The organism is Micromonospora sp. URMC 105, assembly GCF_051386295.1.
GTDB lineage: Bacteria > Actinomycetota > Actinomycetes > Mycobacteriales > Micromonosporaceae > Micromonospora.
The window spans coordinates 36,990-58,283 of the sequence record NZ_JBPQTL010000018.1; the positions used below are offsets into that span (position 1 = coordinate 36,990).

The following is a 21,294-nucleotide window of genomic DNA, read 5'->3' on the forward strand; positions in this document are numbered from 1 at the left end:
GATGATCCTCTCAGGCGGGGCGGCGACGCGGGGCGCCGGAGGCCGGACACCCGCTCAGCGGGCGAACGGCTCCAGCATCACCGCGGCGGCACGCAGCCACGCCTGCCGGGTCTCCGGCTGGAGCTGGTGGTACTCGATCGAGGAGCCGGTCTCCAGCGCCGGGTCGTACGGCACCACGGCGACCGCGCGGGTCCGGGTGGCGAAATGCCGCTCCAGGTCGTCCTGGAGCTGGGAGCGGCCCGGCGTCGGGCAGGAGATCAGGGTGACCGCGTTGTCGGCCAGCTCCCCCATCCCCTCCTCGTGCAGCAGGTCCAGCATCCAGTCCGCGCTGAACGCGGCGTCCTCGCGCGGCACGGTGGTCACCACCAGCTGGTCGGCGGCGTGCATGACGGTGCGCCAGTTGGCGCTCTCCACGTTGTTGCCGGTGTCCACGCAGACCACGTCGTGGGTGCGGCGCAGCAGCTCCAGCACCCGCTTGACGGTGAACTGGTCCAGCCGCTGGGCGAACCGGGGGCTCTCCTCGCCGGCCAGCACGTCGTACGAGCCGTCGGAGGCGTGCCGCAGGTAGTCGTCGAGGGACTCCAGCAGCTCGGCGCCCTCGCGGATCTCGATGTGCGCCAGGTCACTGATCAGGTGGCGGATCGTGCGGGCGTGCCGGGCGCTGCCGGCGCGCAGCCCGAGGGTGCCGCGCAGCTCGTTGTCGTCCCAGGCCAGCACGCCCCGCCCGCGGACACTGCCGACGGTGGCCGCGGCGAGCACGGTGGCGGTGGTCTTGTGCACCCCGCCCTTGGGGTTGGCGAAGGCGAGCACCCGGGGCGTGCCCAGGTCGCGCCGCAGCACGCCGGCGGCCCGCTCCTGCTCGTCCTGCGGGGCCTGCGGGCGCCACTCGATGCGGGCCGGCTCGATGCGGGCCGGCGGATAGCCCCGGTCGGCGGTCACCGCCGGTGGGTACGCCGGTTCGGTGCGGCGGGCCGGCTCCGCCGGGTACGCCGGCTCGGCCGGGCGCACCGGCTCCGGCGGGTAGACCGGCTCCGGCCGGTACGCCGGCTGCTGCGGGTACGCCGGCTCGGGCGGGGCGTAGCCGGGCCGGTAGCCGTCGTCGAGCAGCGAGGCGTAGCGCGACTCGACCGGTGGCGGCGGCTCGTGGCGGTAGCCGTTGTCCAGCAGCGCGTAGCGGCTCTCCACCGGCGGCTCCGGCGGATAGCCGGGCTCGGCCCGGTAGGACGGCTCCGGCGGGTACGCCGGCTCGCTGCGGTAGGGCGGCTCGGGCGGGTACGACGGCTCCATCCGGTACGCCGGGTCGACCCGGTAGGTCGCCTCGGCCCGGTAGCCGGTCTCGGTGCCGTAGCCCGGCTCGACGGGCGGGGGCACGGCGGCGGAGGCGCGCCCGGACCAGCCGGCGCCCGGCCCGCGCCGCGGCAGCGGCTCCCGCGCCGGGGGCGGCTCCTCGGCGCGGCGGTCGGCCTCCGGCTGCTCGCCGGCGCGGCCGCCGAGGCGGGCGCGGTCGAGCAAGGCCCGCCATCGCGGTGCCGGTTCGGCCGACCGGCCCCAGCCGGTCTCGGTGCCGTCCAAGGCTCGCCCTCCCCGCGCGTCGATCTCCGCCTGACAGGCTACGAACGAAACCCTATTCGGACCACACCTGTCCCCGCACATCACCCGGGGGCAAAACTCACCCGCCCGAGGCGGGCCGCGCGCCACCGCCGGTGTCCGGCGAGGTCGGAAGGGGTGCCGGCACCTGCGGAGCGGTCGACCCGGCGGGTGAGGGATCGATCACGTCCCGTGCCTGTTCCGACGAAACGCCCATCGGCGGCCCGGCCGGGTCCAGCGCGGTGTCGGCCGGCGGCCGCACCACGTCGCGCTGTTCGGGCAGCGGCGGGATGACCACCGCCCGGTCCAGCCGGTGCAGCTCCGGCGCCGGGTCCACCGCCCGCACCCCGGGCCGGGCGGCCAGCGTGCGCAGCACCGCCGCGTCGGCACGCACCACCGCGGCGTAGACGCACCCGCACCCCGCCCGGTACGCCCGGGCCTCCCCCGCGGCCACCTCCGCGCCGGTGGCGTACACCCGGTGCAGCTCGCCGGCGGCGGTGGCGGCGCGGGCGCGCTGGTCGGCGGCCTCGCGGTCCTTGCGGTCGGCCACCGTCGCCATCGCGGCGACCACGTCCTGCGGCAGCAGCTGCGCCCCCAGGCGGATCACCTCGGTCTGCCGGTCGGGCAGCGGCACCCGCGCCACCACCTCGGCGACCGGGGCGTCCGCGAGCACCCGGGGCAGTTCCTGCGGCCCGAGGTAGGAGGTGAAGGAGACCAGCGCGTACGTCCCGGACGGCCCGGACGGCGGCAGCGCGGCCAGCTCCGCCGCGGCGGCCCGCAGGTACCCGGGAATGTGGTCGCCGGGCCGGACCCCGACCCGGGTGACCTCGCCGACGGTGCGGTCGCCGACCGGCTCGTCGGAGCGGCCCGCCCACCCGGCGGTGAGCAGCACCGCCCCCACCGCGGCGATCGCGGCCCACCACAGCCACCGGGGGCGGGCAGGCTCCGGCCGGCCCACCGGCGGTGTCGGCCGGTCGGCCGGTGGCGGTGCGGCGGCGCTCACCGGCGCGGGCCCCCTGTCGCTCGGCTCGGGTGCGGTCAGTCGCGCAGGACCGTCAGCGCCCGCGCCAGGTCCTCGGGGTACTCGCTGACGAAGGTGACCTCGTCGCCGCTGCGCGGGTGCAGGAAGCTCAGCGAACGGGCGTGCAGCCACTGCCGGCTCAGCCCGAGCCGGGCCGACAGGGTGGGGTCGGCGCCGTAGGTGATGTCGCCCACGCAAGGGTGGCGCAGCGTCGAGAAGTGCACCCGGATCTGGTGGGTGCGGCCGGTCTCCAGCCGCACGTCCAGCAGGCTCGCCGCCGGGAACGCCTCCATCGTGTCGTAGTGGGTGATGCTCGGCTTGCCGCCGGAGACCACCGCCCAGCGGTAGTCGTGGTGCGGGTGCCGGTCGATCGGGGCGTCGATGGTGCCGCGCAGCGGATCCGGGTGCCCCTGCACCACGGCGTGGTAGCGCTTCTCCACCTCGCGGTACTTGAACGCCCGCTTCAAGGCGGTGTACGCCTGCTCGCTCTTGGCCACCACCATGATCCCGGTGGTGCCGACGTCGAGGCGGTGCACCACGCCCTGCCGCTCGGCGGCGCCGCTGGTGGAGATGCGGTGCCCGACGGCGGCGAGGCCGCCGATCACGGTCGGCCCGGTCCAGCCGGGGCTGGGGTGGGCGGCCACGCCGACCGGCTTGTCCACCACCACGATGTCGTCGTCGGCGTAGATCACGTCCAGGCCCGGCACCGCCTGCGGCACCACCGTCGGCGGCGCGACCGGGGCGGGCAGCGTGACCTCCAGCCAGGAGCCGGCCTTCACCTTGTGCGAGTTGGGCCGCGCCACGCCGTCGACCAGCGCGTCACCGGCGTCGATGAGCGCCGCCGCGGCGGTCCGAGAGAGCCCGAAGAGCCGGGACACCGCCTGGTCCAGGCGCATGCCGTCGAGCCCGTCCGGGACGGGCAGGGAACGCTGGTCGCCGCCGCCGGCGGCGAAGGCGGAGGTCATGCCCGCCCCCCGGGCTCGGCGCCGGCGGTGTCCTGGTCGCCGGCCGGGGCGTCGTCGGTGGCGCGCTCCGCGCCGAGCCGGCTGCCGTCGCGCTGGCGGCCGGTCAGTTCGAGCAGCACGGCGAGGATCACGCCGGAGACCAGCGCGCTGTCCGCCAGGTTGAACACCGGCCAGACCTGCCCGTACGGGTCGAAGAGGCTGACCATGTCGACCACGTGCCCGACGAAGTAGCCGGGAGCGCGGAAGATCCGGTCGGTGAGGTTGCCCAGCGCGCCGCCCAGCACCAGGCCGAGCGAGATCGCCCACGGCAGGGAGCGCAGCCGCACCGCCATCCAGACGATCCAGCCGACCACGCCGATGGTGATCAGCGGGAAGATCCAGGTGTGGTCGGCGCCGATGCTCCAGGCCGCCCCGCTGTTGCGGGTCAGGGTGAGGTAGACGGCGCCGCCGAGCAGGCGTACCGGCTCCCGGTCGTCGAGCGTGATCAGCGCGAGGTGCTTGGTGAGCAGGTCGGCCAGGAGCGCCACGAGGGCGATGGCGGCCAGGACCACGACCGCCTTGCGGCGGGGCGTACCGTCGCCCGGCTCGGTCGTGCCGGATCCGGCGGTCGGTGCTGTGGTCATCGACTCCCCATCGACTCCTCGGCGACGGTGCGGATTCACCGTCGCGCGATCACCGGGGAGCGGACGTCAGCGCCGCTCCTCCAGCTGCTTGCAGGTCACGCAGAGGGTCGCCGACGGGAAGGCGGCGAGCCGCTCCACCGGGATCGGGTTCCCGCAGCGCTCACACCACCCGTAGCCACCCTCGTCGAGGCGTTCCAGGGCCCGCTCGACCTGCGTGATCCGTTCCCGGATGCTGTTGGCGAGAGAGATCTCCTGCTCGCGCTCGAACGTCTTGGTGCCGGTGTCGGCCTGGTCGTCCCCGGCCGAGTCGGTCAGCCGGTCGCGCTGCAGCTCGGTGATCTCGCTCAACGTCTGATCGTACTCGGCTCGCAGCTCGTCCCGACGGGCCGCCAGGGCCGCTCGGATCTTCTCGGTCTCCGCCGCGCTGCGGGTGGCCTTCACCGCAGGCTTGCGGCCGGCGGTCCTGGTGTCGGCTGGCTTCGCCATCGTCAGCTCCCTCAGCCGCGTTGCGCGGCGGTCGGCGGTGTCCGGACAGGGGTCACCGGCCTGGCGTCCCCCACGTAACAAAACGGGCGCACGGCAACGATGGCCGCGCACTCCGGAGGTTGGCAAGAATACGGAACGTACAGGCGTCCGACAACGTGGCGCACCGTCGTGCCGCTATTCAGCCCCTGGTAAGCCCTAATCAGGGCAAAGGGAACGCTAGCAGATCAGCCGTCCCGATCCTCGCCGTACTCGCCAAACCACCTGGCCAGTCGACCCCGCCGGCTGACCGCGCGCAGCCGCCGCTCGACCTCGTCGCGCACCCCCGCCGTCGCCACGATCAACATGCTGTCGCCCGTCTTGAACCGGGTGTCCGGGCCGGGCACGAAGCCCGACCCGTCGCGCAGCACCAGAGTCACCGAGGCGCCCACCGGCAACCGCAGCTCGTCCACGTGCACGCCGGCCAGCCGGGAACCCGGCGGCACCTCCAACTGCAGCAGGTCCGCCCGCATCCGCTCCAGCGGCGCCGTCTCCACCCGGATCTCGGCGAGCTCGGCCGGCGCGGTCACCCGCAACCGGCGGGCGGCCGGCGCCAGGGTGCCCGCCTGCAACAGAGTGAAGATCACCACCAGGACGAAGACCACGTCGAAGAGCCGATCCGCCCCCGGCACCCGTTCGGAGAGCGGGATGGTGGCCAGCACGATGGGCACCGCCCCGCGCAGCCCGGCCCAGGACAGGAACGCCTGTTCCCGCAGGTTGACCCGGAACGGCAGCGCGGCGACCAGCACCGACAGCGGCCGGGCGAGCAGCAGCAGGGCCAGGCCGGCGACCACGGCCGGCAGCACCGCCGCGTCCAGCCGGCTCGGCGTGACCAGCAGCCCGAGCAGCACGAACAACCCGATCTGGGCCAGCCAGGCCAGCCCGTCGGCGAAGCCGAGGATGGCCTGCCGGTGCGGCAGCCGGGCGTTGCCGAGCAGCACCCCGGCCACGTACACGGCGAGGAAGCCGGAGGCGTGCAGCACCGCACCGGCCGCGTACGCCAGCACGGTGAACCCGACGACGGCGATCGGGTAGAGCCCGGACGAGGGCAGCGCCGCGCGGCGCAGCGCGAACCGGCCGGCCAGCCCGGCGGCGAGCCCGACCGCCGCGCCCGCGCCCAGTTCGTAGCCGACCAGGAACACCTCGTACCACCACGGGTGGGCACCTGCGCCGTCGCGGGAGAGGAGCACCACCAGGATCACCACCGGGGCGTCGTTCATCCCGGACTCGGCCTCCAGAGTGGCCACCAGCCGGGGCGGCAGGCGCAACCGGCGCAGCGTGGCGAAGACCGCCGCCGCGTCGGTGGAGGAGAGCACCGCGCCGTAGAGCAGGGCGAGCCGCCAGTCCAGGTCGAGCAGCAGGTGCACCGCCAGGCCGACGACCAGGATGCTGACCAGCACGCCGACCGTGGAGAGGGCGGCGGCCAGCCCGAGCACCGGGCGCAGCGTGCTCCACCGGGCGGTCAGCCCGCCCTCCGCGATGATCACGATCAGCGCGCAGAAGCCGAGCACCCGGGTCAGCTCGGCGTCGTCGAAGTGGATGCCGAGCCCGGCCTCGCCGATCGCCACCCCGAGCGCCAGATAGACCAGCAGACTCGGCACGCCGAGGCGGGTGGAGAAGCGGACCGCGCCGACCGCCACCAGCAGGACGGCGGCACCGAGCAGCAGCGCGAGGTCCATCCCCGGCGTCACGGGTCACCGACCCGCAGCGCCCTCACCCGTCCGATCCGTCGCGCAGCCGGCGGAGTACGTCGGTCAGCCCGGCGGTCGGACGCTCGACGGTGAAGAGCTTGTCGCGGCTGGCCGCGCCGGTGCGCAGGGACACCGCGGCCGGCCGTACGCCGAGCGCCCCGGCCAGCGCCTTCCGGGCCGCCTCGGTGGCCCGGCCGTCGACGGCCGGGGCGTTCACCGCGATCACCAGGGCGGGGCCGTGCGGGCCGTCGAAGCGGCCGCCGACCCGGGCCCGTGCGGCGCCGGGCTTGACGCGTACCGCGACGGTGAGCGGATCTCCGGTGGGCATCGACGCGGCTCAGCTCGGCCGGGCGTCGGCGAGCAGCGTGGTGTCCGGCGCGCAGTCCGCGCACGGGGTGAAGCCGAGCGAGACCGCCTCGGAGACCGGCAGCGGCTCGTCGTCCCGGCCGAGCAGGTGCAGACAGGAGGAGAGGTGGTAGCGGGGGCGGCCGTCGACCACCCGTACCTCGGTGTCGAGCCGGGCCACCCACGCGGCGTCGGCCGGAGACACGTGCTGGGCTTCCGGTTCGTCGTAGACCGGCGCAGCGGGCTCTCCCGGCCAGGCGTCGGCGGGCGCGCCGGGCCAGGACCGGCCGGGCGCGGGGCTCACCGACGGCCACGGGCCGGCGTCGTCGGTGTCGCGGGAGCGCCCGGCGGCCGCCGGGGCCTCCCAGGACGGGTCCGGCGCGCGGCGCGCGGCCCCGCTCTCCGGCTCCCACGGGCTCTCGGCGTGCGGCTCCCACGGCTCGGCGGGACCGGTCACCGGCGGCTCGGGCGGTTGCCGCCACCCGTCGCCACCGGTGCCGCTCGTCGGGGGAACGTGCTGGACGGGGATCTCCGGCTCCACCGGGGCGTAGGGCTCCGGTGGGGCGGTGAAGCGGGGCGTACCCGCGGAGCCCCGTCCCGCGCGCGGCCCGGGCCGGTCCGTCGTCGCCCTGGCGGCGGCCGCCTGGCGGGCGCCCGCGACCAACGCGACGGCGGCCAACAGGCTGGCCGCGATGGAACTGATCAACAGGGTGCTGGAGCCGTCGGCGAGACCGACCACCAGCAGGACGACCGCGACGAGGATGAGCAGCAGACTTGCGACTATCACGGCTCACCCCCGCCGCGTCGTGTCGAGGTGGCGCGATCGGCGGGCCGTCGGGGGACGGCCGCCGACCGTGGATCAGCGACCGGCTTCGAGAGCTCCGGAGCGCCCGCCGCCGTACGAGCCGGCGAGGCCCGCGGCAGCCAACCCGTTGCCGGTGGCGGCACGACCGCCCTCGGCGCGGGTCATCTCGGCCTCGAGGCCCTGGCCCCGGCCGTCGAGATCCCGCAGCTGGCTCTCCAGGTACGCCTTGAGCCGGGTGCGGTACTCGCGCTCGAACTGCTTGAGTTCCTCGATGTGCTTCTGCAGCGCGGTGCGCTTGGCGTCCAGGCCGCCCATGGCCTCCTGGTGCCGCTGCCGGGCGTCACGCTCGAGGGCGTCGGCCTTGGCGCGCGCCTCGCGGGTGACCTCCTCGGCCTTCGACCGGGCCTCGGAGAGGAGCTGGTCGGCCTCGCGGCGGGCGTCGGAGACGTGGTCGTCGGCGGTGCGCTGGGCCATCATCAGCACCCGCAGCGCCTGCTGCTCGCCGTCGGCGCCGCCGGCCGGGCCACCGGTGGAGCGGACCTGCTCCAGCTCGGCCTGCATGGCCCGGGCGGCCTGCTCGGCCGCGGCCTTGTCGCGCTGCACCCGGTCGAGCTGGGCCTTGACGTCGTTGAGCTCCGCCGCGAGACGGGCGTCGCCGCCGGGGCCGGCGGGGGCGCCACCACGGCCGCCGCGCTCCACCTGGGCGCGCAGCTCGTTGTTCTCCTCGATCAGACGGGCAAGCTCACGCTCGACCTCGTCCAGGAAGGCGTCGACCTCCTCCTCGTCATACCCCCGCTTGCCGATCGGCGGTTTCTTGAAGGCGACGTTGTGGACGTCGGCCGGGGTCAGCGGCATCGAAACTCCTCGGGTCAGTTGCGGCCGCGTAGCGGGCTGGGCCACCGGACGGTCATCCGATGATCAACCGCTTCAACACGAACTCCATCAGCACGAACAGGATAACCAGGAGCACAAGGGAGGCCAGGTCGATGCTCACGGTACCAATTCGCAGTGGAGGGATCACACGCCTCAACGCCTTGAGAGGCGGATCAGTGACGCTCCACACGGATTCCAGTCCCGCCGATGCCCCGCGCCCCGGTTGCCACCGGCGACCGTACTGGAGGACGGCGCTGAGGACGAATCGGGCCAACAGCACAATAAGGAAGAGGTACAGCAACAGGTACAGGACTTGGAGCACGATCGACAACACGGCGGGCGAGGTCCCTCTCCTCGGGCGGACTTAGCTCAGGCTGAAAAAGCCGCCCTCAGCGATCTTGGCCTTGTCCTCCGCGGTGACCTGGACGTTGGCCGGTGAGAGCAGGAACACCCGGTTGGTCACGCGCTCGATCGTACCGCGCAGCCCGAACGCCAGCCCGGCGGCGAAGTCCACCAGGCGGCGGGCGTCGGCCTCGTCCATCTCGGTGAGGTTGATGATCACCGGTACGCCGTCGCGGAAGTGCTCGCCGATGGTGCGCGCCTCCCGGTAGGTGGTCGGGTGCAGCGTGGTGATCTGGTAGCGCTGCTCCTCCTCGGCCACCACCGCCCGCTCCCGCGCCTGGGTCTGCGGAGCCAGGGCCAGGTTGTCCCGGGTGTGGTAGGTCAGCGCGCCCGAGGTCTCCCCGGCGCCCGAGCGGGTGATCGACCGGACGCTGGACCGCTCGGCCCGCTCCGGGCGGTCGTCGTCGGCCCGCTCGGCCTCCGCGGCACGGCTCGCGCCGCGCTCGCTGAGCCGGCCCCGCTCGCCGAGCCGCGGACGCGGCGCCGGCGGCTCCTCCGCGTCGTCCTCGTCGTCGTCGGCGAACTCCTCCGAGTACCGGCTCGACCGGTACCGCGACTCGCGATAGGCCGGCTTGTCGTAGCCGTCGTCGTAGGCCCGCTCGTCATCCTCCTCGACGAGACCGAGCCAGACCCCCGCCTTGCGCAGTGCACCCATCCCGCGCCCTTCCGTCCGCCGTGCGGCACGCACCCCCGTGCCGTGTCGCTTGATCACGAATGGGCAATCCATGCCCACCGGATCGGATCGGCAATCCCCCGACAGGCGGTTCGCGGCCGCCCGCCGTGCCCCCGACAACGGGACGCCGTTCCTGAAAACAACACTGATGTAATTTGCTTCTATCGCGGTCAGGCTACCGCAGCGTGGGACGCATTCCGAGCAACGCGCTGCCGACGCGGACATGTGTCGCGCCGTACCCGATGGCCTGTTCCAGGTCGCCGCTCATGCCGGCGGAGAGCGCGCCGGCCTCGGGATGCCGCTCGCGGAAGCGCGCCGCCACCTCGGCGAGCCGGGCGAACGCCCGCTCCGGCTCCCAGCCCAGCGGCGCCACCGCCATCAGCCCGGCCAGCCGCAGCCCGCCCGCCCCGGCCAGCGCCTCGGCCACCGGGCCCAGCCCGCGGTCCGGGTCGGCCGAGTCCGGCAGCGCGCCCCCGCGCGCCGGGTCGCCGTCGATGCTGACCTGCACCAGGGCGTCCAGCGGCCGGTCCCGGCCGGCGGACGCGGCGGCGTCCAGGGCCCGGGCCAGCCGGACGCTGTCCACCGAGTGCACGACGTCGGCGTAGCGGACCACCGAGCGGGCCTTGTTGCGTTGCAGCTGGCCGATGAAGTGCCAGCGGGGGCTCACCCCGGCCGCGGCCACCTCGGCCGCCTTGCCGGACGCCTCCTGGTCGCGGTTCTCCCCCACGTCGGTCACCCCGAGACCGGCCAGCGCGACCACGTCGCCGGCCGGGTACGTCTTGGTGACCGCGATCATGGTGACCTCGGCGCGGTCGCGTCCGGCGGCGGCACAGGCGTCCGCGATGCGGGCACGTACCCGGGCGAGCCCGGCCGCGAGTTCGGCGCGCCGGTCCGGCCGCACCGTGGCTGGTTCGTCGGTCATCGGCGGTGCTCAGGAACCGTTCTTGAGGAAGTCGGGCACGTCGACGTCGTCGAAGAGCACCCGGCGCGGCGACTGCTGCGGGGCCGGCATGGTGGCCGGCGGCGTCACCGGCGGGCTCTGCGGCGCCGGCTGGTTCTGGTTGGTCTTGCGCGGCGCCTCGGCCGCCTTGTACGCCGGCGCGCCGCCGTCGAAGCCGGCCGCGATCACGGTGACCCGCACCTCGTCGCCGAGCGCGTCGTCGATGACCGCCCCGAAGATGATGTTGGCGTCCGGGTGGGCCGCGTCGGTGACCAGCTGGGCCGCGTCGTTGATCTCGAAGAGACCGAGGTCGGAGCCGCCGGCGATGGAGAGCAGCACGCCGCGCGCGCCGTCCATGCTCTGCTCCAGCAGCGGGCTGGAGATGGCCGCCTCGGCCGCCTCCACCGCACGGTTCTCGCCGCGGGCGCTGCCGATGCCCATCAACGCGCTGCCGGCGCCGCTCATCACGCTCTTGACGTCGGCGAAGTCCAGGTTGATCAGACCCGGCGTGGTGATCAGGTCGGTGATGCCCTGGACACCGGAGAGGAGCACCTGGTCGGCGGTGCGGAAGGCGTCCATCATGGAGATGTTGCGGTCGCCGAGCGCCAGCAGCCGGTCGTTGGGGATCACGATCAGCGTGTCGCACTGGTTGCGCAGTTCGTCTATGCCGGACTCGGCCTGCACCTGGCGGCGCTTGCCCTCGAAGGAGAACGGCCGGGTCACCACGCCGATGGTGAGCGCCCCGAGCTTGCGGGCGATGTTGGCCACCACCGGCGCGCCGCCGGTGCCGGTGCCGCCGCCCTCGCCGCAGGTGACGAAGACCATGTCGGCGCCCTTGAGCACCTCCTCGATCTCGTCGCGGTGGTCCTCGGCGGCGTTCTTGCCCACGTCCGGATTGGCGCCGGCGCCGAGGCCCCGGGTCAGCTCCCGGCCGACGTCGAGCTTGACGTCGGCGTCACTCATCAGCAGCGCCTGCGCGTCGGTGTTGATCGCGATGAACTCGACGCCCTTGAGCCCAACCTCGATCATCCGGTTGACGGCGTTGACGCCGCCGCCACCGATGCCGACGACCTTGATGACCGCCAGGTAGTTGTGCGGAGGTGTCATCTCCGGTCCTTCCCTTCGAGATTGGCATCGCCCCGACCGGGTATGGCGTGGCCAGACCGGCGGTCGACGACAGCTGTCACCACAGAGGATTAGGCTTAAACCCTCACCCTCTACTAGAGGCTTACAGTTATGTCAACCACTGATCCTCTTCGGGGCAACGTAAGCGCCCCCACGCCGAGAGCCAAGGACCTGCCCGGCGTGTCGCCGCCCCAAGCGGGACGGGTCACGTTCCGATGCGGAATCACTTGAAGGTCACCACGTCAGGCGCGCTGACGTCGATCGTGTCGGCCTTGCGACCCAGCAGCGCGGTGGCCACCCGCGCCTTGTCCGCTCCCCGGGTCGCGTCACCCCAGACGATCGTCCGGTCCCCCTGGAGGGTGAGGCTGATCCGGGCCAGACCCTCCACAGTGAGCGCGGTGAGTTCCGCGCGCAGCTGCGGAGTGAGCACCGCCAGCACCTCCAGCGCGGCCCGGGTGCCCGGGTCGTCCGGGCCGGGGGTCGCCAGCCGGACCACCGGCAGGCCGTCCGGGGCCCGCGGCACCGTCCGGAACACCACCCCGTCGGCGTCGAAGACCGCGAACTGCCCGTCCCGGGGCACCGCGGCGACCCCGGTCCGCTCGACCACCGTCACCACCAGCGTGCCCGGCCAGTCCCGGGTGACCGTGGCCCGCCGGACCGGGGCCAGCGCGCCGATCCGCCGGCCGGTCGCGGCCAGGTCCACGCGGGCCAGCGGGACGCCGTCCGCGACCTCCGCCGCCTCCCGCACCTCGACCGGGGTGACCAGCTCGGCGCCGACCACGCGCACCTCGCGCACCCCGAACAGCCCGGTGCCGAGCACCGTCCAGGCGATCAGCGTGGCCACGGCGAGCACCGCGGCGGCCACCGCCCAGGGCAGGGCCGCGCGCATCCGCCGCTGCCGCGCCCGGGCCATGAACCGCCGGGTGGACGGCGGGACCGCGTCGCTGCCGGCCCGGACGAGCTGCCAGCGGCGCACCGGACCGCGCCGGGGGCCGCCGCCGTCCGTGCCGGCGGTACGGCCCCGCGCCGGGCCCGGGCTCATCCCGCGGTGGAGGCCGCGCCGTCCGGGTCGACGGCCGTGCCGAGGACCGCCTGGTCGGCGGGACCGGTGGAGGCCCGCGCGGTGAGGGCGTCGAGCAGCTGGTCACCCATCAGGGAGATCGGCGGGGCACCCATGGTCACCACCACGTCACCGGGGCGGGCCCGGCGGGCCACCTCGACCGGGGCGTCCTCCCACGAGTCGACGAACACCTTGTGCGGGGCGTCCAGCGGCACCACCTCGAGAAGCGCCGCCGACCCCTCGCCGGGCTGGCGCAGCTCGCCCGGCCCGAAGACCTCCAGCAGCACCACCTCGTCGGCGATGCCCAGTGCCGCGGCGATCTCCGCCTGCAGGTCCCGGGTGCGGTAGAGCCGGTAGGGCTGGAAGACCACGAGCAGCCGACCGTCCCCGGCCACCTCGCGCAGCGTCTGCAAGGCGAGCGTCATCGAGGTCGGGTGGTACGCGTACTCGTCGTAGACCAGCACGCCGTCCGCGAGGCCCTTGCGCTCGAAGCGCCGGCGTACGCCGGGGAAGCCGCCCAGCGCCGCCTCGGCCGCCTCCACCGGCAGCCCCAGCAGGTACGCGGTGAGCACGGCGGAGGCGCTGTTGAGCCCCATGTGCCGGCCGGGGATCGGCAGCCGGATCTCGCCCAGCGAGCGGCCGTCGATCTCGGCCAGGTAGCGCACGCCCTGCGCGGTGGAGGCCATGTCGTCCAGCCGCAGGTCGGCGTCCGGGGAGAGGCCGTAGGTGTGCACCCGGCGGCCCTCGGCGCGCAGCGTCTCGGCCAGCCGGCGCCCGCCCGGGTCGTCGGCGCAGGTGATGATGAAGCCGTCCGGGTCGGTGAGCCGGGCGAACTCGGCGAAGGTCGCCTCCAGGTTCGCCAGGTCCCCGTAGGTGTTGAGGTGGTCCGCCTCGACGTTGGTGATGATCGAGACGTAGGGGCGGTAGATGAGGAACGAGCGGTCGCTCTCGTCCGCCTCGACCACGAAGTACTCGCCGGTGCCGTGGTGCGCGCCGGAGCCGACCTCGGAGATCTCCCCGCCGATGACGAAGGACGGGTCCGCGCCAGCCTGCTGAAGGACCATGGTCACCATCGAGGTGGTGGTGGTCTTGCCGTGGGTGCCGGCGACCGCCACCGTGCGGCGGCCGGTCATCGCCGCGGCCAGCGCCTCGGAGCGGTGCAGCACCCGCAGGCCGCGCCGGCGGGCCTCGACCATCTCCAAGTGGTCCTGCGGGATGGCCGAGGAGTAGACCACGGTGTCCACGCCGTCGAGGTTGGCCACCTCGTGGGTCATGTGGATGGTGCCGCCGAGCGCGCGCAGGCCGGCCAGCGACGGCCACTCGCGCAGCTCGCTGCCGGAGACCGGCAGGCCACGGGTGAGGAAGAGCCGGGCCAGGCCGCTCATGCCGACCCCACCCACCCCGATCAGGTGGATCCGGCCCAGATCCTCCGCGGTGAGCGTGCCGGCCGGGGTGAACTGCGCGGTGTTCATGCCAGGTACCTTCCCGTCGCGGTGGCCGGCTCCGCCGCGCCACCGTCGTTCACGCCTGCGGGGCTCGCCTGCTCGCTCCTCGCGCTCACCGGGCCACCGCCTCGTAGACGAAGTTCAGCAGCGCGACGTCGCCGTCGCGCCGCCCGTACGCGGCCGCGGCGTTGCCCATCGCGGCGAGCCGGTGGGGGTCGCGGACCAGCGGGATGACCGTCCGCTCCAGCCAGTCCGGGGTCAGCTCGGCGTCGTCGACGAGCAGCCCGCCACCGGCCTCCACCACGGGCAGCGCGTTGCGCTTCTGCTCCTGGTTGCTGTGCGGGTACGGCACGTAGATGGTGGGCAGGCCGATGGCGGCCACCTCGGCGCAGGTCATCGCCCCGCCCCGGGCCAGCATCAGGTCGGCGGCGGCGTACCCCAGCTCCATCTCGGACAGATAGGGCAGGGTCACGTACGGCACCGGCAGGTCGGTGGGGACCGGCACCGGCTCGTTGCGCGCGCCGATGACGTGCAGCACCTGCACGCCGTTGCGGGCCAGTTCCTTGGCGGCGCCGGAGACCGCCAGGTTGATCGAGCGGGCGCCCTGCGAGCCGCCGGCGACGAAGAGCACCGGCAGGTCGGGGCGGAGTCCGAAGTGGGCCCGCGCGGCGTCGCGCATGGCGACCCGGTCCAGCCCGGCGATGCCCCGCCGCAGCGGCACGCCGACCACCCGGGCGTCGCGCAGCGACTCGGCCTGCGCGGGCTGGTGCGGGAAGCCCGCGGCGATGTTCTTGGTGAACTTCATGCCGAGCCGGTTGGCCACGCCCGGCGGCACGTTCACCTCGTGGATCACGATGGGCAGCTCGCGGCGCCAGGCGGCGAGGTAGCCGGGGACGGAGACGTACCCGCCGAAGCCGACCACCACGTCGGCCTGCACCTCGTCGATCACCTTGCCCGCGGCGCGGGCGGCCTTCCACATCCGGTCCGGGGTACGCATCAGGCTCATGTTGACCGAGCGGGGCAGCTGGTACGCCGGGATCTGCCGCAGGTCGTAGCCGGCCGGCGGGATCAGCTCGTTCTCCAGCCCCTTCGGGGTGCCCAGGCAGGTGATCCGGACGCCCGGGTCGTGTCGGCGCAGGCAATCGGCGAAGGCGAGCAGCGGGTAGATGTGCCCACCCGTGCCTCCTCCGCAGAGCACCACCGAACGCAGCGGACCCATCAGCGTCTCCTCTCGCTCGCCGTCCCGCCCCGGGTCCGGCCCTGCCGGCCGCCGCGCGGCGCGGCCTCGTCGTCGGATCGCCGCGCTCGCGACCGGGGTACGGACCCTCGGGCAGCCGGTGGCGTCGCCGGGCGGCGGCGCCGGCCGGGAAGCGGCGGCAACGGGGCCCAGAGTAGTCGGACCCATCGGGCCGGTGGACGGGCATGCAGGGCTCGGGCGGCGTCGGGCTCGGCGCGGGCGAACGAGGCGAGGATGCCGACCGCCGCCAGCGTCACGACCAGGGCGCTGCCGCCGTCGGAGATGAACGGCAGCGGCACACCGGTCAGCGGCAGCAGGCCGATCACCCCACCGATGTTGATCACGGCCTGGCCGACCAGCCAGGCGGTGATCGCGGCGGCGGCGAGCCGGCGGAACGGGTCCTCGACCCGCCGCGCCACGCGCAGCCCGGTGTAGGCCAGCACGGCGAAGAGCACCAGGATGACGGTGCAGCCGACCACCCCGAGCTCCTCGGCGATCACCGCGAAGATGAAGTCGTTGTGCGCCGCCGGCAGCCAGCCGAACTTCAGGCTGCTCTTGCCCAGCCCGACGCCGAACCAGCCGCCGTGCTCGATGGCGTTGCGGGCCTGGACGAGCTGCCAGCAGTCGGTCTCCAGGCAGGTGGCCGGGTCGGGCGGGCTGATGAACGAGGTCAGCCGGGCCAGCCGGTAGTTCTCCTCGCCGACGGCACCGGACCCGGCGCCGAGCGACGCCACGGCCACCAGCACGCCGATGCCGAGCAGGCCCACCGCGGTGAGCGCGGCGAAGACCCGCATCCGCACCCCGGCGGCCCAGAGCAGCCCGACCACGATCGCCAGCAGGCAGAGCATGGTGCCCAGGTCGTTGTAGCCGACCAGCACGAAGAGCAGGCCGACCACCGGGAAGAGCGGGGTGGCCAGCTCCTTCCACCAGCCCAGCGCGGCGCCCTTGCGGGCGATCACGTGCGCCCCCCAGAGCACCAGCGCGAGCTTGGCCAGCTCGGAGGGCTGCACCTGGATCGGGCCGAGGTAGAGCCAGAGCAGGTTGGCCCGCACCGGGCCCAGCGCCTTGATCCGGAACAGCGAGTCCAGGGCCAGCAGCAGGTTGAGCACCAGCAGCAGCACCACGGCGGCGGCGAGCACCGGCCGGCCGAGCGCACGGAAGGTGGTGGCGGGCAGACGCTGGCAGGCCCAGAACGCCACGATCCCGATCACCGCGAAGACGGCCTGCTTGGTCACCGACGCCGAGGCGTCCCCGGCCTCGGCGTAGTCCTTGACGCTGGTCGCGGAGAAGACCATGGTCAGGCCGATCAGCAGCAGCAGGCCGGCGCTGGAGAGCAGCAGGTAGTAGGAGGCCAGCGGGCGGGCCAGCAGGCCGCGCAGCGCCGCCAGGCCACCGGCGGCGTCCAGGCCGGAGACCGCCGCCGGCGGATCGGCGGTACGCCCCGCGCCCGCGACCCGCCGTGCCTGGGTCTGATCCGTCGTCGTCGTGCCGGTACCGCCTCGGTCCTCCCCCACGATCCCATCATCGCCGTTTCGCCGGGCCGGTTCCCGCCGTTCGGCCCGGTCGGCGTGTCGGAATGCGCGACGGGGGCCCCTCGGCTATGAGGGACCCCCGTCGCGGGGCGTCGTGGCCGGGGTGTGCCCCGGTCCGGGCGGGGCCGGGCGGTGCGGCCCGGCGCCCGCGGCTCAGCCCATGCTGGCCAGGAAGTCGCTGTAGAACAGGCCGAGGGCGATGGCGACGCAGATCCCGGCGATGATCCAGAACCGCACCACGATGTTGACCTCGCTCCAGCCGGCGAGCTCGAAGTGGTGCTGCAGCGGCGACATCCGGAACACCCGCTTGCCGGTGGTCCGGAAGGAGATGATCTGGATCACCACCGACATGGTGATGATCACGAACAGCCCGCCGATGATCGGCAGCAGCAGGATCGTCCGGGTGGACATCGCCATGCCGGCGATCAGGCCGCCCAGCCCGAGCGCGCCGGTGTCGCCCATGAAGATCCGGGCCGGCGAGGTGTTCCACCAGAGGAAGCCGACGCAGGCCCCCGCCGCCGCCCCGGCGATCAGCGCGATCTCCAGCGGGTCCCGGACGGCGTAGCAGTAGTTCTCCGGGTTCGCGGTGTAGGTCGGGTCGGCGCACCAGTGCCGGTACTGCCAGAACGCGATCAACGCGTACGCGGCCAGGACCATCACCGAGGCGCCGGTGGCGAGGCCGTCGAGGCCGTCGGTGAGGTTCACGCCGTTGGTCGCGGCCATCACCACGAAGATGATGACGATCACCGAGGCGATCTTGCCGATCTCCAGCGCCGGGATGTCCCGGATGAAGCTGAGCGTGGTGGCGCCGACGGTCTCGGTGTTGGTGGCCGCGCCGCTGGCGTCGGTCATCGTGCTCGGGAAGTAGAGCGCCACGACCCCGAAGATCGCGCCGACCAGGATCTGCCCGAAGAGCTTGCCGCGCTTGTTGAGACCGCCGCTGTGCCGCTTGCGGACCTTGAGGAAGTCGTCGATGAAGCCGACCGCGCCGGAGAAGACCATCAGCCCCAGCAGCACCAGCGCGGTGATCGTCGGCTCGACCTGGGCGATCTGCGCGTCCGGCAGGGTGGTCAGGGCCAGGTGACCGGCGACGTACGCGATCACCGTGGCCAGGATGAAGACCACGCCGCCCATCGTCGGCGTGCCCTTCTTGCCCTCATTGCTGGCGAGCCCGAGGTTCGATCGGATCGGCTGGCCGGCCTTGAGCCGGGCGAACACCTTGATCGCGATCGGGGTGCCGAGCAGCGAGATCAGGAACGCCACACCGACGGCGATGATCACCGCCCTCATGCGGCGTCCCCGTTCCCGGTGGCGCCGGCGCGCAGCGCGTCGGCCACCTCCCAGGTGCGGTACCGGGAGCCCTTCACCAGGACCACGTCGCCCGGTCGTAGCTCGCTGCGCAGCACCTCGACGGCCGCCGCCTGATCGGTGAGCAGCACCGACTCTCCTCCCCAGTCACTTACCGCTGTCGCGCCCTCGTGGATCGGCGCCGCCGGCTCACCCACCACGAGCAGCCGGTCCACACCCAGTTCCGCCGCGAGCCGGCCCACCTCCCGGTGCCCGTCGCGTTCGAAGTCGCCCAGCTCGGCCATGTAGCCGAGCGCGGCAAAGATACGCCCTTCGCGGCGCATGCCGGCAAGCGCACGCAGCGCCACCGCCATCGACGCCGGGTTGGCGTTGTACGAGTCGTCGATCACGGTCACCCCGTCGGGCCGGTCGAAGACGTCCATCCGGCGGGTGGAGACCAGCCCCAGCTCACCCAGGGCGACGGCCACCTCGGCCGGCGACATCCCGAGCTCGCGGGCCACCGCCGCGGCGGCCAGCGAGTTCCAGACCTGGTGCCGGCCGGTCAGCCCGAGCCGCACCGGGGCGCTCCCCTCCGGGGTGACGAGGGTGTACGACGGCCGGCCCCGGTCGTCGATCGACACGTCGACCGCCCGGACGTCGGCGTGCGCGGCCTCGCCGTACCGGACCACCCGGGCGCCGGTCCGCGCCGCCATCGCGTCGACCAGGGGGTCGTCGGCGTTGAGCACGGCCAGCCCGTCCGCCGGCAGCGCCTCGACCAGCTCGCCCTTGGCCAGGGCGATGTTCTCCACCGAGCCGAACTCGCCGATGTGCGCGACCCCGACGTTGAGCACCACGGAGATCCGCGGCGGCACCACGTCGCAGAGGTAGCGCACGTGCCCGATCCCGCGGGCACCCTTCTCCATCACCAGGAAGCGGGTCTCCGGCGTGGCCTGCAACGCCGTGTACGGGTGCCCCAGCTCGTTGTTGAACGAGCCGGGCGGGGCCACCGTCGGGCCGAGCCGGACGGTGAGCTGGGCGATCAGGTCCTTGGTGGTGGTCTTGCCCGACGAGCCGGTCAGCCCGATCACCGTCAGCTGCGGCAGCCGGTCCACCACTGCGCGGGCCAGCCGGCCCAGCGCGGTCAGCGCGTCGCCCACCAGCACCATCGGCACCCCGGGCACCTCGCGAGTGCCGAGCACCGCCACCGCGCCGGCGTCGACCGCGCGGGCCGCGTAGTCGTGCCCGTCGACCTTCTCCCCGGGGAACGCGACGAAGAGCGCCCCGGCGGTGACCTTGCGGGAGTCGAACTCGACCGGTCCGGTGACCCGGGCGTCCGGGTCGGCGCCGACGAGACGGCCGTCGACGGCCGAGGCGACCTCGGCCAGGCTCAGCGGGATCACCGTCGGCCCGCCAGGTCCCCGAAGCGGGCGCCGAGCGCCTCCGCCAGCTCCACCCGGTCGTCGAACGGGTGCACCTCGCCGCCGACCTCCTGGCCGCGCTCGTGGCCCTTGCCGAGCAGCGCCACCACGTCGCCGGGCTCGGCGAGCCGGACCGCCTCGGCGATGGCGGCCCGCCGGCCCGGCGCCTCGATGATCCGCGCGGCGGTGCCGGCCTCGTACGCCCCGGCGAGCACCTCGGCCCGGATCGCGGCCGGGTCCTCGGTGCGCGGGTTGTCGTCGGTCACCAGCACCACGTCGGCCCCCCGGGCCGCGGCGGCGCCCATCACCGGCCGCTTGCCCCGGTCCCGGTCCCCGCCCGCGCCGATCACGCAGATCAGCCGCCCGGCACTCAGCTCGCGCAGCGCGGCCAGGGCGGCCACGATGGCGTCGGACTTGTGCGCGTAGTCGACCACGCCGCGCACCGGACCGGCCGCGCTGACCAGCTCCAGCCGTCCCGGGACGCCGCCGCAGGCGGCCACCCCCGCGGCGGCGGTCGCCGGATCGACCCCGGCGGCCACCAGGGCGGCGACGGCCAGCAGGGCGTTGGCCACGTTGTGCCGGCCGGGCAGCGCCACCCCGGCGGGGAGCACCAGGCCGTCCGGGCCGTGGATCGTGAAGCGCTGGGCGTACCCCTCGCCGCCGACCTCGTCGGCCCACCAGGTGGCCGCACGGTCACCGGCCGCGGAGTAGCTGACCGTGGCGGGCTTGAACAGCGGGCGCAGCGCCGGGTCGTCGAGGTTGAGCACCTCCACGGCGCAGCGGCCGTCGAAGAGCCGCGCCTTGGCCGCGAAGTAGTCGGCCGAGTCGGCGTGGAAGTCGAGGTGGTCGGAGCCGAAGTTGGTGTAGCCGCCGACGGTGAACCGCACCCCGCCGACCCGCCCCATCGCCAGGGCGTGGCTGGACACCTCCATCACCACCGCGGTCACCCCGCGCTCGCGCGCGGCGGCGAGCATCGCGTGCAGGTCGGTCGCCTCCGGGGTGGTCCGCACGCTGTCGATCACCAGGTCGCCCAGCCGGGTCTCCACGGTGCCGATCAGGCCGGTGGTGTGACCGGCGGCGCGCAGGCCCGACTCCACCAGGTAGGCGGTGGAGGTCTTGCCGGCGGTGCCGGTCACCCCGATCACGGTCAGCCCCGCGGTCGGGTCGCCGTAGACGGCGGAGGCGAGGTCGCCGAGGACCGCCCGGGGGTCGGGGACCACCAGGGCGGGCAGGCCGGCCGCGGTCACCGCGGCCGCGCCGGCCGGGTCGGTCAGCGCGGCCACCGCGCCGGCGGCCGCCGCGGCGGCGGCGAACTCCGCGCCGTGCCGGCGGGCGCCGGGCAGCGCGGCGTACAGGTCGCCGGGGCGGACCTCCTGGCTGGCGTGGGTCGCCCCGGTCACGGTCACCTCGGCCGCGCCCTCGGGCGGCGCGACGGTGAGCCGGGCGGCGAGGTCGCCGAGCCGGACTGCGGGCACGGTACGGGGACGTGGATTGCCGGGCACGGCGTCAGACCCTACCCGGTCGTCCGGTCCGGACCGAACAGCGCGACTGAATGTCCGCCTCGGGAGTCGCGCCCACCGGGCCCGGGCGCGGCGACCGCCAGCCGGGCGTGCTCGGGACGGGCTGGTATGGACGCCGGACCTCACGCAGCCACCGGGGAAGGTGACGACCGGACGAAGCCGGTGTGGGAAACCATGGCGGTGCCGGCCACGACTCGACGCCCTCGGCGCCCCGACGGACGGC

20 protein-coding genes are annotated in these 21,294 nt (G+C 74.3%); all 20 read right to left on the reverse strand.

Features of this window, described 5'->3' with window-relative positions:
* Positions 1–54 precede the first annotated feature (54 nt).
* The gene (locus tag ACSNN7_RS09025) at positions 55–1,572 is read right to left on the reverse strand and encodes an AAA family ATPase (protein ID WP_436680214.1); all 1,518 of its coding nucleotides are present in this window, start codon (positions 1,570–1,572) and stop codon (positions 55–57) included.
* Positions 1,573–1,669: 97 nt separating this feature from the next.
* The gene (locus tag ACSNN7_RS09030; RefSeq protein ID WP_436680215.1) at positions 1,670–2,590 is read right to left on the reverse strand and encodes a hypothetical protein; all 921 of its coding nucleotides are present in this window, start codon (positions 2,588–2,590) and stop codon (positions 1,670–1,672) included.
* Positions 2,591–2,625: 35 nt separating this feature from the next.
* Positions 2,626–3,573: an RluA family pseudouridine synthase gene (locus ACSNN7_RS09035; protein WP_436680216.1), complete on the reverse strand. Its 948-nt coding sequence runs from the start codon at positions 3,571–3,573 to the stop codon at positions 2,626–2,628.
* Entirely contained in the window at positions 3,570–4,196 is a 627-nt protein-coding gene (gene lspA / locus ACSNN7_RS09040) for a signal peptidase II (RefSeq protein ID WP_436680217.1), read from the reverse strand. Before lspA ends, ACSNN7_RS09035 begins: the two co-directional genes overlap by 4 nt.
* 66 nt (positions 4,197–4,262) lie before the next feature.
* Complete coding sequence (locus ACSNN7_RS09045) at positions 4,263–4,682, reverse strand: TraR/DksA family transcriptional regulator (RefSeq protein WP_154943859.1); 420 nt, start codon at positions 4,680–4,682, stop codon at positions 4,263–4,265.
* Between the two features lie 224 nt (positions 4,683–4,906).
* Positions 4,907–6,409, reverse strand: coding sequence for a potassium/proton antiporter (locus tag ACSNN7_RS09050; protein ID WP_436680218.1), 1,503 nt, complete (start codon positions 6,407–6,409; stop codon positions 4,907–4,909).
* A 22-nt stretch (positions 6,410–6,431) separates the two neighbouring features.
* On the reverse strand, positions 6,432–6,737 hold the full coding sequence (locus ACSNN7_RS09055) for a DUF167 domain-containing protein (protein ID WP_436680219.1): 306 nt from the start codon (positions 6,735–6,737) through the stop codon (positions 6,432–6,434).
* Positions 6,738–6,746: 9 nt separating this feature from the next.
* Positions 6,747–7,541, reverse strand: a complete 795-nt coding sequence (locus tag ACSNN7_RS09060) for a hypothetical protein (RefSeq protein ID WP_436680247.1) — start codon at positions 7,539–7,541, stop codon at positions 6,747–6,749.
* A 72-nt stretch (positions 7,542–7,613) separates the two neighbouring features.
* The gene (locus ACSNN7_RS09065; RefSeq protein WP_436680220.1) at positions 7,614–8,414 is read right to left on the reverse strand and encodes a DivIVA domain-containing protein; all 801 of its coding nucleotides are present in this window, start codon (positions 8,412–8,414) and stop codon (positions 7,614–7,616) included.
* Positions 8,415–8,466: 52 nt separating this feature from the next.
* A complete protein-coding gene (locus tag ACSNN7_RS09070) occupies positions 8,467–8,766 on the reverse strand; it encodes a YggT family protein (RefSeq protein WP_210774739.1) in 300 nt (99 codons plus the stop codon).
* Between the two features lie 30 nt (positions 8,767–8,796).
* Positions 8,797–9,489 (reverse strand): cell division protein SepF, encoded by a 693-nt coding sequence (locus tag ACSNN7_RS09075; protein ID WP_436680221.1) that lies wholly within the window; start codon positions 9,487–9,489, stop codon positions 8,797–8,799.
* A 193-nt stretch (positions 9,490–9,682) separates the two neighbouring features.
* Entirely contained in the window at positions 9,683–10,429 is a 747-nt protein-coding gene (locus tag ACSNN7_RS09080; RefSeq protein WP_436680222.1) for a YggS family pyridoxal phosphate-dependent enzyme, read from the reverse strand.
* Between the two features lie 9 nt (positions 10,430–10,438).
* Positions 10,439–11,554, reverse strand: coding sequence for a cell division protein FtsZ (ftsZ, locus tag ACSNN7_RS09085; protein ID WP_436680223.1), 1,116 nt, complete (start codon positions 11,552–11,554; stop codon positions 10,439–10,441).
* A 241-nt stretch (positions 11,555–11,795) separates the two neighbouring features.
* The gene (locus ACSNN7_RS09090) at positions 11,796–12,614 is read right to left on the reverse strand and encodes a cell division protein FtsQ/DivIB (RefSeq protein ID WP_436680224.1); all 819 of its coding nucleotides are present in this window, start codon (positions 12,612–12,614) and stop codon (positions 11,796–11,798) included.
* Positions 12,611–14,104, reverse strand: a complete 1,494-nt coding sequence (gene murC, locus ACSNN7_RS09095) for a UDP-N-acetylmuramate--L-alanine ligase (RefSeq protein ID WP_436680225.1) — start codon at positions 14,102–14,104, stop codon at positions 12,611–12,613. The genes ACSNN7_RS09090 and murC overlap by 4 nt, the downstream gene beginning before the upstream one ends.
* 85 nt (positions 14,105–14,189) lie before the next feature.
* Positions 14,190–15,296 carry an undecaprenyldiphospho-muramoylpentapeptide beta-N-acetylglucosaminyltransferase gene (gene murG, locus ACSNN7_RS09100; RefSeq protein ID WP_436680226.1) on the reverse strand — a complete coding sequence of 369 codons (1,107 nt, stop codon included), beginning with the start codon at positions 15,294–15,296 and terminating at the stop codon, positions 14,190–14,192.
* The gene (locus ACSNN7_RS09105) at positions 15,296–16,702 is read right to left on the reverse strand and encodes an FtsW/RodA/SpoVE family cell cycle protein (RefSeq protein WP_436680244.1); all 1,407 of its coding nucleotides are present in this window, start codon (positions 16,700–16,702) and stop codon (positions 15,296–15,298) included. Before ACSNN7_RS09105 ends, murG begins: the two co-directional genes overlap by 1 nt.
* A 297-nt stretch (positions 16,703–16,999) precedes the next feature.
* The gene (gene mraY / locus ACSNN7_RS09110) at positions 17,000–18,136 is read right to left on the reverse strand and encodes a phospho-N-acetylmuramoyl-pentapeptide-transferase (protein ID WP_436680227.1); all 1,137 of its coding nucleotides are present in this window, start codon (positions 18,134–18,136) and stop codon (positions 17,000–17,002) included.
* Complete coding sequence (locus ACSNN7_RS09115; protein ID WP_436680228.1) at positions 18,133–19,533, reverse strand: UDP-N-acetylmuramoyl-tripeptide--D-alanyl-D-alanine ligase; 1,401 nt, start codon at positions 19,531–19,533, stop codon at positions 18,133–18,135. The genes mraY and ACSNN7_RS09115 overlap by 4 nt, the downstream gene beginning before the upstream one ends.
* The gene (locus tag ACSNN7_RS09120) at positions 19,530–21,026 is read right to left on the reverse strand and encodes a UDP-N-acetylmuramoyl-L-alanyl-D-glutamate--2,6-diaminopimelate ligase (RefSeq protein WP_436680245.1); all 1,497 of its coding nucleotides are present in this window, start codon (positions 21,024–21,026) and stop codon (positions 19,530–19,532) included. Before ACSNN7_RS09120 ends, ACSNN7_RS09115 begins: the two co-directional genes overlap by 4 nt.
* Positions 21,027–21,294: the final 268 nt, after the last annotated feature.